General features: G+C 62.3%; 14 protein-coding genes. 9 read left to right on the top strand and 5 right to left on the bottom strand.

Annotated features, from left to right (window positions below; translation table 11 throughout):
• The 3 genes from tssE to GMST_RS14265 form a co-directional block, all read right to left on the bottom strand.
• Positions 1–420 (bottom strand): type VI secretion system baseplate subunit TssE, encoded by a 420-nt coding sequence (tssE, locus tag GMST_RS14275; RefSeq protein ID WP_183355361.1) that lies wholly within the window; start codon positions 418–420, stop codon positions 1–3.
• 233 nt (positions 421–653) lie between these two features.
• Positions 654–2,477 carry a type VI secretion system Vgr family protein gene (locus GMST_RS14270; RefSeq protein WP_183355360.1) on the bottom strand — a complete coding sequence of 608 codons (1,824 nt, stop codon included), beginning with the start codon at positions 2,475–2,477 and terminating at the stop codon, positions 654–656.
• 597 nt (positions 2,478–3,074) lie between these two features.
• Positions 3,075–3,605 (bottom strand): hypothetical protein, encoded by a 531-nt coding sequence (locus GMST_RS14265; RefSeq protein WP_183355359.1) that lies wholly within the window; start codon positions 3,603–3,605, stop codon positions 3,075–3,077.
• Between the two features lie 559 nt (positions 3,606–4,164).
• On the opposite strand from GMST_RS14265, the gene GMST_RS14260 reads away from it, so the two are divergent.
• From GMST_RS14260 to GMST_RS14225, 8 genes are all read left to right on the top strand, one after another.
• A complete protein-coding gene (locus GMST_RS14260) occupies positions 4,165–4,404 on the top strand; it encodes a chaperone NapD (protein ID WP_183355358.1) in 240 nt (79 codons plus the stop codon).
• Between the two features lie 74 nt (positions 4,405–4,478).
• Positions 4,479–6,800 carry a molybdopterin-dependent oxidoreductase gene (locus GMST_RS14255; protein WP_183355357.1) on the top strand — a complete coding sequence of 774 codons (2,322 nt, stop codon included), beginning with the start codon at positions 4,479–4,481 and terminating at the stop codon, positions 6,798–6,800.
• 32 nt (positions 6,801–6,832) lie between these two features.
• Complete coding sequence (locus GMST_RS14250) at positions 6,833–7,138, top strand: hypothetical protein (RefSeq protein WP_183355356.1); 306 nt, start codon at positions 6,833–6,835, stop codon at positions 7,136–7,138.
• Between the two features lie 9 nt (positions 7,139–7,147).
• Complete coding sequence (locus GMST_RS14245; protein WP_183355355.1) at positions 7,148–7,534, top strand: 4Fe-4S binding protein; 387 nt, start codon at positions 7,148–7,150, stop codon at positions 7,532–7,534.
• Between the two features lie 124 nt (positions 7,535–7,658).
• Positions 7,659–8,879 (top strand): molybdopterin molybdotransferase MoeA, encoded by a 1,221-nt coding sequence (locus GMST_RS14240; RefSeq protein ID WP_183355354.1) that lies wholly within the window; start codon positions 7,659–7,661, stop codon positions 8,877–8,879.
• 420 nt (positions 8,880–9,299) lie between these two features.
• The gene (locus tag GMST_RS14235) at positions 9,300–11,645 is read left to right on the top strand and encodes a PAS domain S-box protein (protein WP_183355353.1); all 2,346 of its coding nucleotides are present in this window, start codon (positions 9,300–9,302) and stop codon (positions 11,643–11,645) included.
• A gap of 8 nt (positions 11,646–11,653) precedes the next feature.
• Positions 11,654–12,037, top strand: a complete 384-nt coding sequence (locus GMST_RS14230) for a response regulator (protein ID WP_183355352.1) — start codon at positions 11,654–11,656, stop codon at positions 12,035–12,037.
• A gap of 234 nt (positions 12,038–12,271) precedes the next feature.
• Positions 12,272–13,360, top strand: coding sequence for an HD domain-containing phosphohydrolase (locus GMST_RS14225; protein WP_183355351.1), 1,089 nt, complete (start codon positions 12,272–12,274; stop codon positions 13,358–13,360).
• Positions 13,361–13,369: 9 nt separating this feature from the next.
• Here the strand turns inward: GMST_RS14225 and GMST_RS14220 are convergent, their stop codons facing one another.
• Positions 13,370–13,831 carry a YaiI/YqxD family protein gene (locus GMST_RS14220; RefSeq protein ID WP_183355350.1) on the bottom strand — a complete coding sequence of 154 codons (462 nt, stop codon included), beginning with the start codon at positions 13,829–13,831 and terminating at the stop codon, positions 13,370–13,372.
• A 162-nt stretch (positions 13,832–13,993) separates the two neighbouring features.
• On the bottom strand, positions 13,994–15,268 hold the full coding sequence (locus tag GMST_RS14215) for an L-lactate MFS transporter (protein WP_246399646.1): 1,275 nt from the start codon (positions 15,266–15,268) through the stop codon (positions 13,994–13,996).
• A 359-nt stretch (positions 15,269–15,627) separates the two neighbouring features.
• Between GMST_RS14215 and GMST_RS14210 the strand changes: the two genes are divergently transcribed.
• The gene (locus GMST_RS14210) at positions 15,628–16,899 is read left to right on the top strand and encodes an Hsp70 family protein (RefSeq protein ID WP_183355349.1); all 1,272 of its coding nucleotides are present in this window, start codon (positions 15,628–15,630) and stop codon (positions 16,897–16,899) included.
• Positions 16,900–17,297 lie beyond the last annotated feature (398 nt).

Below are 17,297 nucleotides of genomic sequence, written 5' to 3'. Positions count from 1 at the left end.
CTACCTTTTGACCGAGAACCTCCCGCCCGACCCCACCACCGTCTCCACGCGCACCCGTGCCGGCTCGCGTCCCTCCGCTCCTTTGAGGCAAGCGCTGACCTGGAAGTGCAGCTTCAAGGCATCCTCAGCCTGGGGCAGGAACACCACCTGGATGGCCTGCAAACGAGGCTCGTACAGCTCGATGGTGCGGCGAATTCCCGCCTCAAGTTCCCGAACCGATTGCGGATAGCTCTGCAGAAACTCCTGAAAGTCCGGCATCCCGAATCCCGATGCCGCCGGGACACTCCCCTGCCGGGTGTTGAGGATGAGGGCAAGGTGGCGGACGATAGAGTCGATGAGGCGGGCCCGGTCGAGACCTTCCCGGCGCAGCGGTTCCCGCTCCAGCGAGCTCAGGCGTTCCAGGAGTCGTTCCTCGCGCATGGCAGGCTCCGTGGTTGGCATGTGGAAATGGTGACTAGGTCATCGGATCAATCATCAGCGGCAGATTTTTGCCACGGAGGCACTGAGAACACGGAGGAGGCACGTGGCACGTCCCATCCCGTCGTAGTGCCGGCGGTCTGCGGATCCGTGCGTTACACGAGAGGTTGAACAGCGGGTAACCGCTGCGGCACCTGCGCCCAGAGTCACCGGAAAATTGTGAGAGGTTTGGGCAATCAGTTGACGTCGATCTTCATGCTGGATAGTTGGAGGTGTTGAGAGCCTGCGACTTCGACAGTCGTGCCTTTGAGCGTTATGGTGCCGAGGCTGTCCAGGGTGATCGAGGCGGCGCCGCAGACCAGTTCGATGCTCTCCCCGGCCTCGATCCGGAGCCGTCTGCCGGCGCGCAGCGTCTTGTCCGCGCCGACCTCCTCTTTCGAGTCATTCCCCACCGCTTCGGACTTGTCGTTTTTGACGAGGACGTTCCAATCCCGCTCGCTTTTGAGGAAGATTTCTTCCTGTCCCTTGCGGTCGTCAAAGCGCAGCTCGTGAAAGTTGTCCCGGTCACCCTCCGGATAGCTCCGCGTGCGGATACCGCTGCGGAAGCGTTCTTCCGGCAGGGGGTAGAGCGCGGGAGAGGCCGCGTTGTTCACGCTGCCGACGATGATCGGCCAATCCGGGTCGCCGTTTATGAAGTCAACCAGCACCTCGTCGCCGACCCTCGGGAGTGCGGCGAAGCCCCAGCCCGCTCCGCTCCAGGGCTGGCTCACCCGAAGCCAGCACGAGCTGTTCTCGTTCTTCTTCCCTGCGCGGTCCCAGTGAAACTGCACCTTGACCCGCCCGTACTCGTCCGCATAGATCTCCTCCCCCTGCGGCCCGACCACGATTGCCGTCTGCAACCTGCCGCGGGGGCATTCCAATAGTCGTTCCGGCCGAGGCGTGACATCTGCAGGAATCGCAACGAATTCATTGGAGTAGGAGCAGTCACCGCCGATCCCAGACTGTTCACCAAGCACATGCCCCTGCCACCCCGTATGCACAACGCGAAGTAAAAGGTAACCGTTGTCAAGTTCAGCAAAGTCATGATCCTGCAGTTCAAAAGTGAAGCCTGCAGTGAACCGATGGCAGTTACTGGTACCGGTGGCGGATTCCCGCATGGTCAACTTTTCTTCCAGTCGGATCCGCGCTAGATGCTTCCCCCTCTCTGGGTAACCAAAAGGCGAGGGGTATTCATAGACTTCGAATTGGGGATCTTCCGCGTTTGCCTGTTGCAGCAGGTCCAGCGAGGGCCTTTTGAAGTTGTGACTACTAACAGAGACGCTGTCAGAGCTTACGGCTCGGGAAAAGGTGAACAAGGAAATCGTTTCCTCGTCTGGAGCCATTCCTTCGTCCCCGAGGTAACTCACGGTAGGGGAGCCCACGATTGGAGCGAAAGCTACACGGTCATCGACAAGTGTGAGGATATGTTTGTCTGGAAAGTGTTGAAAGAAGTAGCAGATTCCCTCTTCCTCGAAGAGCCGGGAAAGAAAGTGCCAATCGCTTTCGCCGTACTGAGTGCAGTACCTTCGTTTCTCGTAACTGCGATTCAACCTGAACTCACATTGTTGCTGGGGAAGCATCTCCTTGAGCAACTGCTGCGCGATCTCCACTACGTTCTCATTCTGAAATACCCTATAATTCACGTTAAGTGAAAGGTACCAGACATGAGGGACTAGGTTGGCTTCGTATTGATAAAATCTGCCTGTTTGAGCAGCAAGAACAAGCTTGTTAACGACCCCATGAAAAAATCGGTCCTCATCGTGACCTGTAATTATTATGGTCCCTTCTTTGCCGACCACGTCTTTGGCACCGATAGGGGTTTCACTCACCATGTTGACCTGCAAGTTGAAACATTCTGACAGTGACTCTTCAACGCTAAAGCGGCTAACAGCCACCCCATACACGGCTGCGGCCAAATTCAGAAGTAACTTCCGCTGGTCGCTTTCATCTGAAAATTTCACAATCGCCTCTGTTATCGCAGCCACCTGACAACTCGATTTTCTGTTGAGGCTATCGTCCAACGACCTCTTGCAGTGTGTACCACGTTGTTTTTTCGCTTTTTCTTTACAACTGCCTCACCATTCCACCTTACTGTTCTTGAACGAGGTAACTCTTTTGCCACCCCCTTGTATTCCAAAAACGTACCTGCTCGAAACTTACATCACTTCCCCACGCGTCCCATACCGTTTTGTCACCATTGCTTTTGGAACCTGGGAAAGTCCCCATAGAAGTGGACATTGACAGAGGATACATCCCCTTGGAAGCAAGTTTTGTCGGTTTACCAGTTCTTTTGGGAGTGTATATGTAACCACCACGTGGCCTTTCTTGTCCGGGGTAAACCACAACTACATGTCCATGCTCTTTTCCTTTAAGACCTCCGACTACTAGTCTCCCCATCCTTGCAGCCTCAGTTACTTCAGAGAGCGGCACTTCATGCCATTCTGGACTGCTGGAAAGATAGTCAATAAGCTGATTGGCCATCATATAAGGCTGCGAGGGTTTATACTTAGATATGACGTACCAAACTGAATGGCTGCAACTATTTAGGTAAGCTGCGTACGCTTCTTGGCAAGCTATTGCGAGGTTTCTGCTCATGTCCTTAGTCACAACAAACTACCTCAATTGCCGTAACTTTTATTTTTAACGTTCCACATCATAGGTGGATAAGAATAATCTCCTCCAGCTCCAGGACTGTGAACCCTGACGAATAGATCTGGTGGCGTAGTTTGTTTGGAAGAATAGTATATCTCCAGCTCTCTTGGAGGATCATCTGGATAATACTCCGGCAAACTTCCAAGCACGTTAAATCCCTGGTCGACAAGGACCGGCCTTGGAAAATCTTCCATTACGGGTGTCATGTCCTTCGGGTACTTAAAGTCGAAATAGTCTTGAATCCATATTGAAATTAGATTGATCTCCTGTGCGCCTGATTTAAATATGCTGCAGGCTTTTATGAAGCCATTATATTTTTTCCAAGCGGCCGGCAATTTTTCGGTCTGGCTTTGAATAATTGCTCTACACTTTTCCGGTTTCAGCAAAACCTTTTTGTCGTCTTTTCCAACCGCCCGATTAGCAGGTAGAGATGCTGCAATGGAAATCAGGAGTATAACTAGGCAACGGTGCATCGAAATCTCCCTAATAGCCACCATTTAGACCTCTAGTCAAAAAGATAATTCGGATCACTCCGCTCCCTCCCCCAGCCTTGCAAAACCACGCGCAAGAGATTAGCACGAGCTAACCGATATGCAACCGGCAGCGACATCGTCACATGCCCTCGCTGCACGAGCTGAAAGCAGATGGACATGCTAAGGTGCCGCTCGACGCTCCAGCACCGAAAGGGGGGATACTCAGCTCCTTCTTTATGCGAGCAAAGGATGGCTATGGCCTCGTGGTTCGCTCGCATCCGCAGTTTCTCTCCGTGCCCTTGGTGGCTCCGTGGCTAAAGTCAGCCTCGTTATTTGTCTTCCCCGGTGTTCCTCAGTTTTCCCCACTATGTACCTCTGTGGTCAAACGCCTTTTTTTGACATTCGTCAAAGTCTTCCGGAAACAATTGTCACATGGTGTCGGGTGGTCCTCTCTGTGCCGGCCCATCCTGCCAGTTCCGTACTGTGTAAGAAGCATCCGGCACACTTTCAGGACCTATAGTATTGCCATATGCAGCATCTGCTGTAATCTCGTACGGATCATAACAGTGTAAGAGGAGCAGCTATGCCAATTTCGGGTGTCGTTCTCACATGTGCTCCGGGCCTCAGTGACTCAGTCGTCGGTGAACTCGCCTCGTTCGACGGCGTCGAGGTGCACGGCGTACTTCCCGACGGCCAGATCGTCGCCGTCGTCGAAGCGGACAGCGTCGACGCCGAGGTGAGCCTCGTCACCCGCATGCACGAGATCGCCGGCGTCGCCACGGTGCGCCTGGCCTACCACAATTTCGAAGACCTGGAGCAGTAAGCAGGTAATGTAAAGGACCGGCCCCCGACACGCCGGTCCTTTTTTAGTGTCGCCACTTACGAGGAGGGTGCGGTATGGATGTAAGCAGACGAGATTTTATCAAGGCAAGTGCCGCGGCAGCCGCCTTTGCCGCAGTGGGAGGAAAGAGCCTCAACCCGCTGAAACCAGGCGCGGCCGAGGCGGCCGAAGGGGGCGTCACCTGGGGCAAGGCACCCTGCCGCTTCTGCGGCACCGGATGCGGCGTCCTCGTGGGTGTGCGCGACGGCAAGGTGGTCGCCATCAAGGGTGACCCGCAGGCTCCGGTCAACAAGGGGCTCAACTGCGTCAAGGGGTACTTCCTCTCCAAGGTGTTAAACGGCAAGGACCGCCTCACCACCCCGCTCATCCGCAAGGACGGCAAGCTCACCCCGGCCTCCTGGGACGAAGCCATGACCCTCATCGCCTCCAAGTTCAAGGAGTCGATCGCCAAGTATGGCCCGGATTCGGTCGCCATCTACGGCTCCGGCCAGTGGACCATCTTCGAGGGGTACGCCGCCAGCAAGCTCTTCAAGGGGGGGATCGGCACCAACAACATCGAGGTGAACGCCCGCCTCTGCATGGCCTCCGCGGTCACCGGCTTCATGACCACCTTCGCCAGCGACGAGCCGATGGGGTGCTACGACGACCTCGACCTGGGGGACACCTACTTCCTGTGGGGCGCCAACATGGCCGAGTGCCACCCCATCCTCTTCTCGCGCCTGCTCACCAACCGTCTCAACAACCCGGAGGTGAAGATCATCGACTTCGCCACCCGCCGCACCCGCACCTCCCTCATGGCGGACCGCTATATCAAATTCAAGCCGCAGACCGACCTGGCGCTCTTAAACGCCATAGCCTACGTCATCATCCGCGACGGGCTGCACGACGAGGCGTTCATCAAGGAGCACGTGGTCTTCAAGAAGGGGAAGGAGAACATCGGCTACGGCCTCGAGGACAAGTTCAAGTTCGCCGACGAACCCAAGGGGATCACATTCGAGGAGTACCGCGATTCGCTCAAGGCCTACACCCCGGAGAAGGTGGCAGCACTCTCCGGCGTCCCCGCCGAGACCATCGTCGAGATGGCGCACCTCTACGCCGACAAGAAGCGCAAGGTGACCACCCTTTGGACCATGGGCTTCAACCAGCACACCCGCGGCACCTGGGTGAACAACCTGGCCTACAACGTCCACCTCTTGACCGGCAAGATCTGCCGCCCCGGCGAGAACCCCATGTCGCTCACCGGCCAGCCCTCCGCCTGCGGCACCACCCGCGAGGTCGGGACCTTCACGCACCGGCTCCCCGCCGACATGGTGGTGGCGAACCCCGAGCACCGCGAGAAGACCGCCAAGATCTGGGGGATCGATCCCAAGAAGATCCCTGCCAAGCCGACCTACAACGCCACCGAGATGTTCCGGGCGCTCGACCGCGGCGACATCAAGGTGATCTGGAGCCAGGTAACGAACCCCTTCCAGTCGCTCCCCAACCTGAACCGCTACCGCAAGGGGGCGCGCAAGGGTGAGGGGCGCTTCGTCATCGTCTCCGACATGTACCCGACCCGCTCCACCGAGCAGGCCGACGTGGTGCTCCCCTCGGCGAGCTGGGTCGAAAAGGAAGGGATGTTCGGCAACGCCGAGCGCCGCACCCACCAGTGGTTCAAAATGGTGGACGCCCCCGGCGAGGCGAAGGACGACCTGTGGCAGACCATGGAGCTCGCCCGGCGCCTGGGCCACGGCTCGCTCTTCCCCTACCAGCACCCGCAACGGGAGATCTGGGAGGAGTACCGCAAGTTCGGCGAGGGGCAGGGAAAGGATCTCGCCCCCTACGACGCCTACGTCGAGTCGCGCGGCCTGCGCTGGCCGGTCGTGAACGGGCAGGAGACCCGCTACCGCTACGTCGAGGGGTACGACCCCTACGTGAAGGCGGGCGAGGGGGTCAAGTTCTACAAGAACAAGCCCGACCACTACCGGGCGGTGATCTGGGCGCGCCCCTACGAGCCCGCCCCGGAGCAGCCGGACCAGCACTACCCGTTCTGGCTCTGCACCGGCCGCGTCCTCGAGCACTGGCACACCGGCACCATGACCGGCCGGGTTCCCGAACTGAAGCGCGCCTACCCGGAAGCCGTCTGCGAGATGCACCCGGACGACGCCAAGAAGCTGGGGATCAAGCAGGGAGACCAGGTGCGGGTCAGCTCGCGCCGCGGCAGCATCCAGCTCGCGGCCGACCTGAACGGACGCGGCAAGGCCGAGCACGGCAACGTCTTCGTCGCCTTCTTCGACGAGAACAAGCTCATCAACGAACTCTGCCTGGACGCCTACTGCCCCATCTCCGGCGAGCCGGACTACAAGAAGTGCGCGGTGAAGGTCGAAAAGGCCCGCTAGCCCAGCTCGTGCAACCTTAAGGAGGTAACTAGATGAAGAACCTGCTCGTCGCCCTGGCGGCGCTCATCCTTATCACCGCGGGTGCCCCGGCCGCGCCGGCCGCCCAGCCCGCCGACTTCGAGGCCCAGGCCCAATTCGCCGAAGGTAACCCGCCGGTCATCCCCCACAAGATAGTGGACAACGCAAACGGAGAGAGCTGCCTTGCCTGCCACCTCGACCTTAGCGGCGCCTCCAAGGCGCCCCTCTGTCCGCACCCGGTGCGCATCTACTGCACCTCGTGCCACGTGCGCAGCGACCTGGGCACCCCGGCCGCCGCGAAAAAAGCCAAGAAGAAGTGACCCAGAACCATGAGCATCACCCGTAAAGATTTCCTGCGTCAGGGGGCGGCCTCGCTCGGTCGGGCCGCCCTCGACCTCGCCGGTGTGCTGCAGGCAACCGCCGGGGAGGCACCTCCCGCGGAGCCCGAGGAGCCGGCCCTGGAGCGCGGTGCGCACCTGGTGGCGCAACCGCAGGGGACCGAGTGCTTTGCGGCAAGCTGCGGCTGCCTAAGCTGCCTCGAGCGCTGCGAGCCGCAGGCGATCTCGCTCGTCATCGGCCAGGGGGTCAAGGTCGACGCCGCGCTCTGCAACGGCTGCGCGGTCTGCGTCGAGATCTGCCCCACCACCCCCCGCTCCCTCGTCATGGTCCCCCGCCCGTCCGACCAGGGCGAGGACGCCGCCCCAGGGAAACGTTAAGAATCCTCCTGTTGCCCCGCTCCTCGCGGAAAACCACGCGGCATTCCTCGGGTATTCCCCTCTTGCAAAGCCCCACCCCGGGGAGTATCTTTTCTTGCCCGACACGCTCAAAGGAGAGCTCGCAATGGTCAGCATCGAAGAGGCGCAGCGCGCCATACTCAAAGAGATATCCCAGCTGCAGACCGAAAAGGTCTCGGTGTTCCAGGGGCTCAACCGGGTGACCCCCGAAGACCACATCGCCCCGTGGGACATCCCTCCCGCCGACAACTCGGCGATGGACGGCTTCACCTTCGGCTACGCAGGTCTCACCGACAGCCGGCTGAACGTGGTCGGCTTCCTGCCGGCCGGCGAGGTGCGCACCGCGCCGCTCATGCCGGGCGAGGCGGTGAAGATCATGACCGGCGCGCCGCTTCCTCCCTGCTGCGACACCGTGGTCCCCATCGAGGACGTCGAGGACCACCAGGACTGGATCCGCCTGAAAGCGGTCAAGGCGGGAAACCACGTGAGGCTGCGCGGCGAGGACATCCGCGAGGGCGAGGTGGTCATCCCGGCCGGTGCGCTGTTGCGCCCCCAGGAGATCGGGATGCTCTCCGCCATGGGGTGCACCTCGCTCGCCGTGTACCGGCGGGCCCGGGTCGCCATCCTCTCCACGGGCGACGAGCTCCTGGAGCCCGGCTCCACCCCGACTCCCGGGAAGCTCGTCAACTCGAACAGCTACAGCCTGGCGGCCCAGGTCATCGACGCGGGGGGCGAGCCGGTCCTTCTGGGGATAGCCGCGGACACCCTGGAATCCACCAAGGAGAAGATCCTGGCGGGACTCAACGCAGACTTCGTCGTAATAACGGGCGGGGTGTCGGTGGGCGATCGGGACTTCGTGAAGGCGGCCATCGAGAGCCTGGGGGGGGAGATCACCTTCTGGAAGGTGAACATGAAGCCGGGCAAGCCGCTCGCCTTTGCGCTTTTGGATGGCAAACCCGTTTTTGCGCTGCCGGGGAATCCGGTGGCGGCGATGGTATCCTTCGAGCTCTTCGTGCGCCCTTCCCTCTTGCAGGCGATGGGGCACAAAAACATCCTGCGTCCGGTGGTCAAGGCCGAGCTCAGGGAGGCGGCGGTCAACAAGGGGGGGCGTCCGCACCTGGTGCGCGGCCTGGTTTCCCGGGAGGGGGACCGCTACCTGGTCTCCAGCACCGGCGACCAGAGTTCCGGTCGCCTCTCCTCCCTCATCCTCGGAAACGGGCTCATCAAGCTGCCGCCCGAGTCGAGGTTCGCGGCAGGCGAGACCGTCGAGGTGCTCCTCTTGGACCGGGGCTTCGAGATGGGCCAACTGGAAGCGACCGAAACCTAGAGAGGCACCCGAAAACCGTAATCAGCCACGAAAGCCACCAAGGGCACGGAGAAAACCCCACGTGCCGCGCTGGGACAGGCTCACTCCCCAGCGGCGGCCTCCGAAAACACCCGACACCCTTTTTACTTGGTTCGGCCTGCCGCGTTAACGACAGAGGCCGAACCGGTTGACCGGGCTCTCTTTTCGAGGGCGCTGGTGCTCGCGCCGCCCCCTAGGTCTTCCTCCGTGTGCCTGGTGGCTCCGTGGTCAACGCCACAGTCCCTCGCCCTGACGGTCCCTCCGTTTAATCCTAAGGGAATCGCACCCGCCGTCCGATACGTCACCTGGGCACGCGCACCTTTTGTGATCGAGTGCGGCACTGCCGGCGATACGCGAATCGCATAACCTTGTGGTGAAATGTCTCTGCCGACTGGAGAGAGCATGCCTTGGATCATCATTGCTGGTGCGGCGACAGCCAGTTCCGTCTTCGTTCTGACCATGGTCAACACCTACCTCCACTACACCTACCGCGAAAGGTTCATGAAGATCTGGGCCTATGCCTGGGGGGTGCACACCTGCAGGTACCTCTTCCTCATCGCCTCGGTGTTCTGGCCCGGCAACCTCCTCCTCAAGGAGATCAACTACCTCTGCATCATCGCCAGCGCGGTGCTGCTTTTGACCGGCACCCGGCTCTTCATCGGCAAGCCCGTCGGCCGGATCGAGTTCCTCATCGGGTTCCTCATCGGGAGCTGGACGGTGCTCGCCCTCTCGCTGCACCTGCCGCCCCTCTTAGTCGTCGTCCCCATCTTCGCCTTTCTCTCCTACACCTACATCCACATCGGGATCCAGTTCCTTAAGGGGGCCCGCGAAGAGCTGGCCAGCCGGATCACCGGGTGGTCCTTCATCGTCTGGGGGATCCACCAGGCCGACTACCCGATCCTGCGCCCCATCGAATGGTTCGCCCCCTGGGGCTTCATCATCGGCAGCGTCCTGGCCACCAGCATCGCCATGGGGCTGGTGCTCGTCTACTTCGAGCGGACCCACCAGGCCCTCAAGGAGAAGGAAGAGCGGCACGAACAGCTGATCGCCTCCTCCCACAACTGGATCTGGGAGGTCGACGCCAACGCCGTCTACACCCACGCGAGCCCCCAGGTCGAAGAGCTTTTGGGCTACCGCTCCGACGAGGTGCTGGGGAAGACCCCGTTCGACCTGATGCCCGAAGCCGAGGCGGAGCGTATCAGGGAGATCTTCGGCGGGATCGCGGCCCGGCAGGAACCGTTTTTCCGCCTGGAGAACACCAACCGGCACAAGGATGGCCGTCTGGTGGTGCTGGAGACCAGCGGCGTCCCCTTCTACGACAGCCGGGGCACCTTCTGCGGCTACCGCGGCATGGACCACAACATCACCGAGCGCAAGCAGGCAGAAATACAGCGCGAGTTGGGCAAGCAGGTCCTGCAGGTGCTCAACGAATCCCGGGAGTTCAAGGGGGCCGTCGAGGAGGTCGCGGCCCTGGTGCGGGAGCGGCTCGACCTGGACGCCGTGGGGATACGGCTGCAGGAGGGGGACGATTTCCCCTACCTGGTCCAGGCGGGATTCCCCCCCGACTTCCTGATGGCCGAGAACACCCTGATCGAGCGCCTCCCCGACGGGACCAGCTGCCGCGACGAGCACGGCAAGGTGCGTCTCGAGTGCACCTGCGGCATGGTCCTTTCCGGCGCCATCCCCGAGGGGCATCCCCTTGCCACCCCCGCCGGCAGCCTCTGGACCAACGACACCTTTAAGCTCTTGCCGCTGCACGACGTCCGGGCGTCCCGCACCCGGTCCCGCAGCGAGTGCATCCGCCTGGGATACGCCTCTTTGGCCCTGGTTCCCATCCGCTACAAGGACCGGATCGTCGGGTTGATCCAGTGCAACGATCGCCGCAAGGACCGCTTCAGCGAGGAGCTGATCCAGCACCTGGAGGGGATCGCCGCCTATCTCGGGAGCGCCTTGATCCGCAGGTGGTCCGAGGTGGAGCGCCTCGACCTCGAGAAACAGCTGCAGCAGGCCCAGCGCATGGAATCCGTGGGGCGCCTGGCGGGGGGCGTCGCCCACGACTTCAACAACATGCTCGGGGTCATCATCGGGCACGCCGCCCTGGGGCTCATGGATACCCCTCCCGAGCACCCGAGCCACGATCACCTGCAGGCGATCAACGCGGCCGCCGAGCGTTCCTCCGCCCTCACCCGGCAGCTGCTGGCCTTTGCCCGCAAGCAGGCCATCGAGCCGAAGCTCATCGACATCAACGACGCCATCTCGCAGATGCTCAAGATGCTGCAGCGGCTCATCGGGGAGGACATCGAGCTCGTCTTCGAGCCGGGGAGCGGGATCTGGCCGGTCCTCATGGACCCCTCGCAGGTGGACCAGATCATGGCGAACCTCTGCGTCAACGCCCGGGATGCCATCACCGCTAGCGGGCGCATCGTCATCCGGACCGGCACCGCCCTGGCGGACGCGACCTACCGGGCGAACCATCCCGAGGCAGGCTCGGGGGAGTACGTCTGGGTCTCGGTGAGCGACAACGGCTGCGGCATGGACCGGGAGACCCTCCCCCACATCTTCGACCCCTTCTACACCACGAAAGGGGTCGGGGAAGGGACCGGCCTGGGGCTTGCCACCATCTACGGGATCGTCAAGCAGAACCACGGGTTCGTCAGCGTCCGCAGCGAGGCCGGGGAGGGATCCACCTTCACCATAGGGGTCCCCCGGCACAGCGGGGCCGCGGCCCCCCCCCCAGGCAGGTGGTGAGCGGTGCCTTGCCCAGAGGGAGCGAGACGGTCTTATTGGTGGAGGACGAGCCCGGCATGCTCGGGATGACCTGCGCGCTCCTGCAGAGCCAGGGGTACCGGGTCCTGGCGTCCGGCGGGCCGGAAGAGGCGATCCGGATGGCGGGGAGCTATAAGAAGCAGATCGACCTCTTGCTGACCGACGTCATCATGCCCGGGATGAACGGCAAGGAACTCGCCGGGCGGCTTCGGGGTGAGCGCCCCGGCCTCAAGTGCCTCTTCATGTCCGGCTACACCGCCGACGTCATCGCCCACCACGGCGTCCTCGAGGAAGGGATCCATTTCCTGCAGAAGCCCTTCCTCCTCCCGGCCCTGGCCGGCAAGGTGCGCGAAGTGCTGGACCAGCCCTCCTGAGACGGAAGAGACCTTTTGGGGAGGCGGGCAGGAAGCCCGGGGAAAAGCGGCGGGGAGCACGGAGAAACGACGTTGGCAAGCGGTTCGGCGGCGGCCTGCCCCTCCCCTTCAGAGCCCGGGATCTATTTCCTCATGACAGAAGGAGAAACTCCGATAAGAGCGTAGGAGCGGCAGGTTGGGGCAGCGGCGCGGAGAGAGACCGCGACGCGCGGCTTTGACGCCGAGGGGAAACCGATGCAGAGATCCGGGACAAAAGAAGGGGACGGTGGCAAGGTTCTCGTGGTGGACGACGAGCCGCTGACGGCGTCCATGCTGCAGTTCATCCTCGAGTCCCAGGGCTACCAGACGAAGCTATTGCACGACGGTTCCGCGGTATTGAGCACGGCCTGCGACTGGTCGCCCGACCTCATCCTCCTCGATGTCGTCCTCCCCGGAGAGAACGGTTTCGACCTCTGCAGGAGACTGAAGGCACGCGACGACCTGAGGGAGATCCCGGTCCTCTTCATCAGCGGGCTGGACGGCACCTCAGCCGTGGTCCAGGGGTTCGATGCAGGGGGTGTGGACTACATCGCCAAGCCGTTTTGCAACGAGGAGGTACTGGCCCGCGTCGGGACCCACCTGAAGATGAGCGCGCTGCACGAACGGTTGGAGAACCAGAAAAACGCGGAACGGGTGGTGAGGAAGCTGTTCGAGGCGCAGGCGGCGACCATCTTTGCCATGGCCAAACTGGCCGAGTACCGCGACGAATCGACCGGACAGCACCTCGAGCGGGTGCGCGAGCTCTGCCGGCTGTTGGCGTTCGAGCTCGGCAGGGATTCCCTCTACCAAAACCAGATCACCGACGACTTCGTCACCTGCATCCAGCATGCGGCGCCGCTGCACGACATCGGCAAGATCGCCATTCCCGATGCCGTGCTTCTCAAGCGTGGCGGTTTGAGCGCGGAAGAGTACGAGACCATTCAGACCCATACCACCATAGGTGCCGAGACCCTGCAGTCCGTATTCAACGAGTACCCGGGGAACCTCTTCATCGGGATGGGGATAGAGATAGCCCTGTACCACCACGAGCGCTGGGACGGCAACGGCTATCCGGATGGGCTGGTGGGAAGGAACATTCCGCTCTCTGCCAGGATCATGGCGGTAGCGGACGTCTACGATGCGCTGCGCTCCGATCGCTGCTACCGGAACGGGCTGAGCCACGAGCGGACCATGGCGATGCTCGTCGAGAGCGCCGGAGCCCACTTCGACCCCGAGATCGTCAAGGTAGCCTTGCGGGTGCAGTCCCGATTCGAAGCCTCGTTCCCGGTGAGCCCCAGGTCGTAGGCCGCAGGATCAGGGTCGCTCCCCTTTGTGCAGCCGCGTTATCAGGCGGTCGAACGAAGAGGCGAAGCGTTGCCGGTCGGTCAGGCTGAACTGAGCGGGGCCGCCCAGGGGCATTCCCCCCGAGCGGAGTTCCGTCATCAGGTCGCGCATGGCGAGCCGTTCGCCGATGTTCTCCTCCGAGTAGAGTTCGCCGCGCGGGTCGAGCGCGAGGCCCCCCTTGGCGACGACCCTCGCGGCCAGCGGGATGTCGGCCGTAATCACCAGGTCTTCAGGTGCCGCGTGTTCGGCGATGTAGTCGTCGGCGACGTCGAAGCCGTCCGCGACCACGATCGAGCGGATCAGCTTGGTCTCGTGTTTGGCGAGCCCCTTGTTGGCGACCAGGTCGACCGGGATCTGGAGGCGTTCCGAAGCACGGAAGACGATCTCCTTGATGACCCGCGGGCAGGCATCGGCATCGATCCAAATTTTCATCTCGTAGGTATCCTTCCCCATTGCCACGGAGACACGGAGGTCACGGAGAGAGGCTTCAGGATTTTCATCCTGGTCTTTGCCGTTCTCAAATTCCCCTCGGATCTTCTCTGTGGCTCATTTTGTATTGCCGTGTTGTTCTCCGTGTACTCCGTGCCTCCGTGGCTATCCGGTTTTCGTCCCTGTTCGCTCCGTCACGAAGAACGACAGCACGAACCCGACGCCGAGCAGCCCGATGGCGGCGGCGAAGCTGTACCCCGAAGCCACCCCGGGGCTCCCCGCGTAGCGGTCCTTAAGCAGCGCCACGAGCTGCGGCCCCGCGATCCCGGCGGCCGACCAGGCGGTGAGGGTCGCCCCGTACACCGCCGGCATGACCCGCGCCCCGAAACGGTCCAGCACGAAGGAAGGCATGGTCCCGAACCCGCCGCCGTAGCAGAGCAGGATGTAGCAGACCAGGACCGCAAACAGCCAGGGCTGCGAGGTCTGCATCAAGAGGGCGAACGCCGCGACCTGCGAACCGAGGATCACGCTGAAGGTCCGGCTGCGCCCCAGGCGGTCCGAGAGCGCGCCCCAGAAAAAGCGCCCGATGCCGTTGAAGACCGAGCTCGCCGCGATCATGGTCCCGCCGTAGGCCGCCAGCAGTTCCTTGCCGAGCGCGGGGTCGTTTTTCGCGCAGACCTCCTGGAACAGCGGCGACTGGAACCCTATCAGGGCGATCCCCGCGGTTATGTTGCAAAAGAAGATGAGCCACATGAGGAGGAACGCCCCGGAGGCGATGCAGCTTCCGGCCCCCAGCTGCGCCCCCTCACCGTCCGAAGCACCCTTGGCCAAAGCCACAGGAGGCACCCAGGAAGCCGGCGGATTGCGCACGAAGGCCGCCGCCGCGAGCGACAGGACCAGGAACAGCACCCCCATCGCCGTGAAGGCCGACACCAGGTCCCCCCCCGTCCTCGCCAGGAGAAACGGGGCGACCAGCTTCGACATGAGCAGCGCGCCGAAGCCGAACCCCATCACGACCGTCCCGGTCGCCACCCCCTTGTGGTCCGGAAACCACTTCGATACCGTGGCGACGGGGGTCACGTAGCCAAGCCCCAGCCCGATCCCCCCGATCACCCCGTAGCCGAGCCAAAGAAGCGGCAGCGAGTGCAGGCGCAGGGCGAGAGCGGCCAGGAAGTACCCCGAGCCGAAGAGGACGGCACCCGCAAGCGCCAGCGGTCGCGGCCCGGTCTTGGGGATTAGGAGGCCGCCGGCCGCAGCCGATAGCCCCAAAAAGCTGATGGCGAGGCTGAAGGTCCAGACCACCTGGCTGTTGGACCAGCCGTACGTCTCGCAGAGCGGTTTCTGGAAGAAGCTCCAGGCGTACACCGTCCCCAGGTTCAGCATAAGAAGCGTGCAGGCGGCGGCGATGATGCCTCTGCTTATTCCGTTATGAGATGGCAAAGTGGCTCCTCGGTTGCGTGTTCGCCCGCGCAGGGCAGCGTATCTGGATACACCGACTGAAGAGGCATGTCAACAGCGGCGAGACCGTGCGGGCCTTTCACCCTGGCAAGGTGTCGTTAGCGCCTGAGCCTCGCCCTCTCCGCACCTCTTGGCAAAAATGCCACGGCGAGCGATTATATACTTGCCGATATCCTCCCCTTTCTGCTAAACATACCGGTCCCTCGCCCGACATGCCTCCTGAGCCTCCCGGCTCGAGGGCCGCGCCTGGGTGGATGCAGCACAGGGAACCATAATCCGGTACTAGTCGCGAGGGCGGGCCTTGGCACCCGCCCTCGCTGTTTTTTTCAGGAGTTGTCTACATGAGCATCGTTTTCGGCATCGACTTCGGCACCACCAATTCCGCGCTTTCCATCTACCGCGACAACCGGGTCGAAGTCATCCCCATCGACGAGCTGAACCCGGGGAGTTCCCTCATGCGTTCGGTCCTCTACTTCACCGAAGACCACGAGGTGTTCGCGGGGCAGGAGGCGATCGCCCAGTACGTGAGCGAAGGGGCCGCCGGCCGCTTCATGCAGTCGATCAAGACCTTCCTCCCCAACCGCAGCTTCGAGGGGACCGAGGTGTTCGGCAAGAAGTACGGCATCGAGGACCTGGTCGCCGTCATCCTCAGAAAGATCAAGGCGAAGGGGGAGGCCTACCTCGGCTGCACGGTAGACAGCGTCGTCCTCGGGCGGCCGGTCGTCTTCTCCGAGGATCCCGAGAAGGATGCCCTGGCCCAGGCGAGGCTTGAGAAGGCGGCCCGCGCGGCGGGGTTCCGCCGGATCTTCTTCCAGCTCGAGCCCGTGGCGGCCGCGCTCTCCTTCGAGCAGTCGCTTGCGGCAGGGACCGAACGGGTGGTCTTCATCGGCGACTTCGGAGGCGGGACCTCGGACTTCAGCGTGATCCGGGTACGCGGCGGCGCCTTCGAGCGCTCGGACCGGCACAGCGACGTCCTCGCGGTGGGTGGTGTCTACACGGCGGGAGACAAGTTCGACTCGCAGATCATGTGGGAGAAGATCGCCAGGCACTTCGGCCGGGGGGTCCGGTACCGCGGGATGGGGAAAGAGGAGTATTTCGACATACCGCTCAGCATCATCTCCACCCTGTGCCAGTGGCACCGGATCCCGCTGCTGCGCACCCGCAAGATCCGGGAGCAGATCAGGCTCATCAAGAACGCGGCGACCGACCGGCAGGCCATCGAGAACCTGGAGCACCTGATCGGCGACAACTACGGTTTCTTCCTCTTCCAGTCCATCGAGAAGGCGAAGTGCGAGCTGTCCGAGCGCGACGAGGCCCGGGTCTGCTTTAAGGAGCGCGATCTCGTGCTGAACGAGGAGATAACCAAAAAGGAGTTCGAGGAGATGAACGGCGGGAACCTCTCCCAGATAGCCCACTGCATCGACGAGGTGGTGCGGAAGTCGGGGCTGACGCACCGGGATATCGACACCGTCTTTTTGACCGGCGGCACCTCGAAGATCCCGGTGATCCGCCGTCTGTTCGAGGAGCGCTTCGGAGCCGGAAAGCTGGAGCAAAAAGACGCCTTCACCAGCGTGGTGCACGGCCTGGGCGCGAGCGTCCCGCTCTTTGCCTGACGGGTTAGCCGCCCCCAGAAGTGAAGGGTTCCTCCTGGAATTCCGGGAATGCCGTCCAGCCAGGTCCCCTCTCCCCTTTCGGAACAGGGTGAGGGGGAAGGCGCCACCTCAGCGCAGATGGCAGCTTCGCCCACCCCCCCGGCCCCCTCCCGTCGAGGGAGGGGGGATGCTGCTCTCGGGAAATCCTCCGACAGGCCAAAAGCAAAAGCCCCCACCGGTCCAATGAACCGTGGGGGCTTTCTTCTGCTGATCTCTATTCTCTTTTCTTCCGGCGGACTCTACCCGGACGCCACTCCCCTCTCGGTTCGTTCACGCCCCTTCTCCCGCCAGCTATCTTAACTACTGCACCGTAAAAGCTCCCGATTGCGCCGGCGGCTGAGCTTCAGCCGCCGGCTTGA

The organism is Geomonas silvestris, from assembly GCF_014193515.1.
Taxonomy (GTDB): Bacteria; Desulfobacterota; Desulfuromonadia; order Geobacterales; family Geobacteraceae; genus Geomonas; species Geomonas silvestris.
Note: the sequence above shows the minus strand (reverse complement) of the source record. Positions and strands in the feature narration are given on the sequence as shown.

Coding starts and splice junctions, on each gene's coding strand:
- tssE (WP_183355361.1), bottom strand. CDS start 420: ATGCGCGAGGAACGACTCCTGGAACGCCTGAGCTCGCTGGAGCGGGAA.
- GMST_RS14265 (WP_183355359.1), bottom strand. CDS start 3,605: ATGGTGGCTATTAGGGAGATTTCGATGCACCGTTGCCTAGTTATACTC.
- GMST_RS14260 (WP_183355358.1), top strand. CDS start 4,165: ATGCCAATTTCGGGTGTCGTTCTCACATGTGCTCCGGGCCTCAGTGAC.
- GMST_RS14255 (WP_183355357.1), top strand. CDS start 4,479: ATGGATGTAAGCAGACGAGATTTTATCAAGGCAAGTGCCGCGGCAGCC.
- GMST_RS14250 (WP_183355356.1), top strand. CDS start 6,833: ATGAAGAACCTGCTCGTCGCCCTGGCGGCGCTCATCCTTATCACCGCG.
- GMST_RS14245 (WP_183355355.1), top strand. CDS start 7,148: ATGAGCATCACCCGTAAAGATTTCCTGCGTCAGGGGGCGGCCTCGCTC.
- GMST_RS14240 (WP_183355354.1), top strand. CDS start 7,659: ATGGTCAGCATCGAAGAGGCGCAGCGCGCCATACTCAAAGAGATATCC.
- GMST_RS14235 (WP_183355353.1), top strand. CDS start 9,300: ATGCCTTGGATCATCATTGCTGGTGCGGCGACAGCCAGTTCCGTCTTC.
- GMST_RS14225 (WP_183355351.1), top strand. CDS start 12,272: ATGCAGAGATCCGGGACAAAAGAAGGGGACGGTGGCAAGGTTCTCGTG.
- GMST_RS14220 (WP_183355350.1), bottom strand. CDS start 13,831: ATGAAAATTTGGATCGATGCCGATGCCTGCCCGCGGGTCATCAAGGAG.
- GMST_RS14210 (WP_183355349.1), top strand. CDS start 15,628: ATGAGCATCGTTTTCGGCATCGACTTCGGCACCACCAATTCCGCGCTT.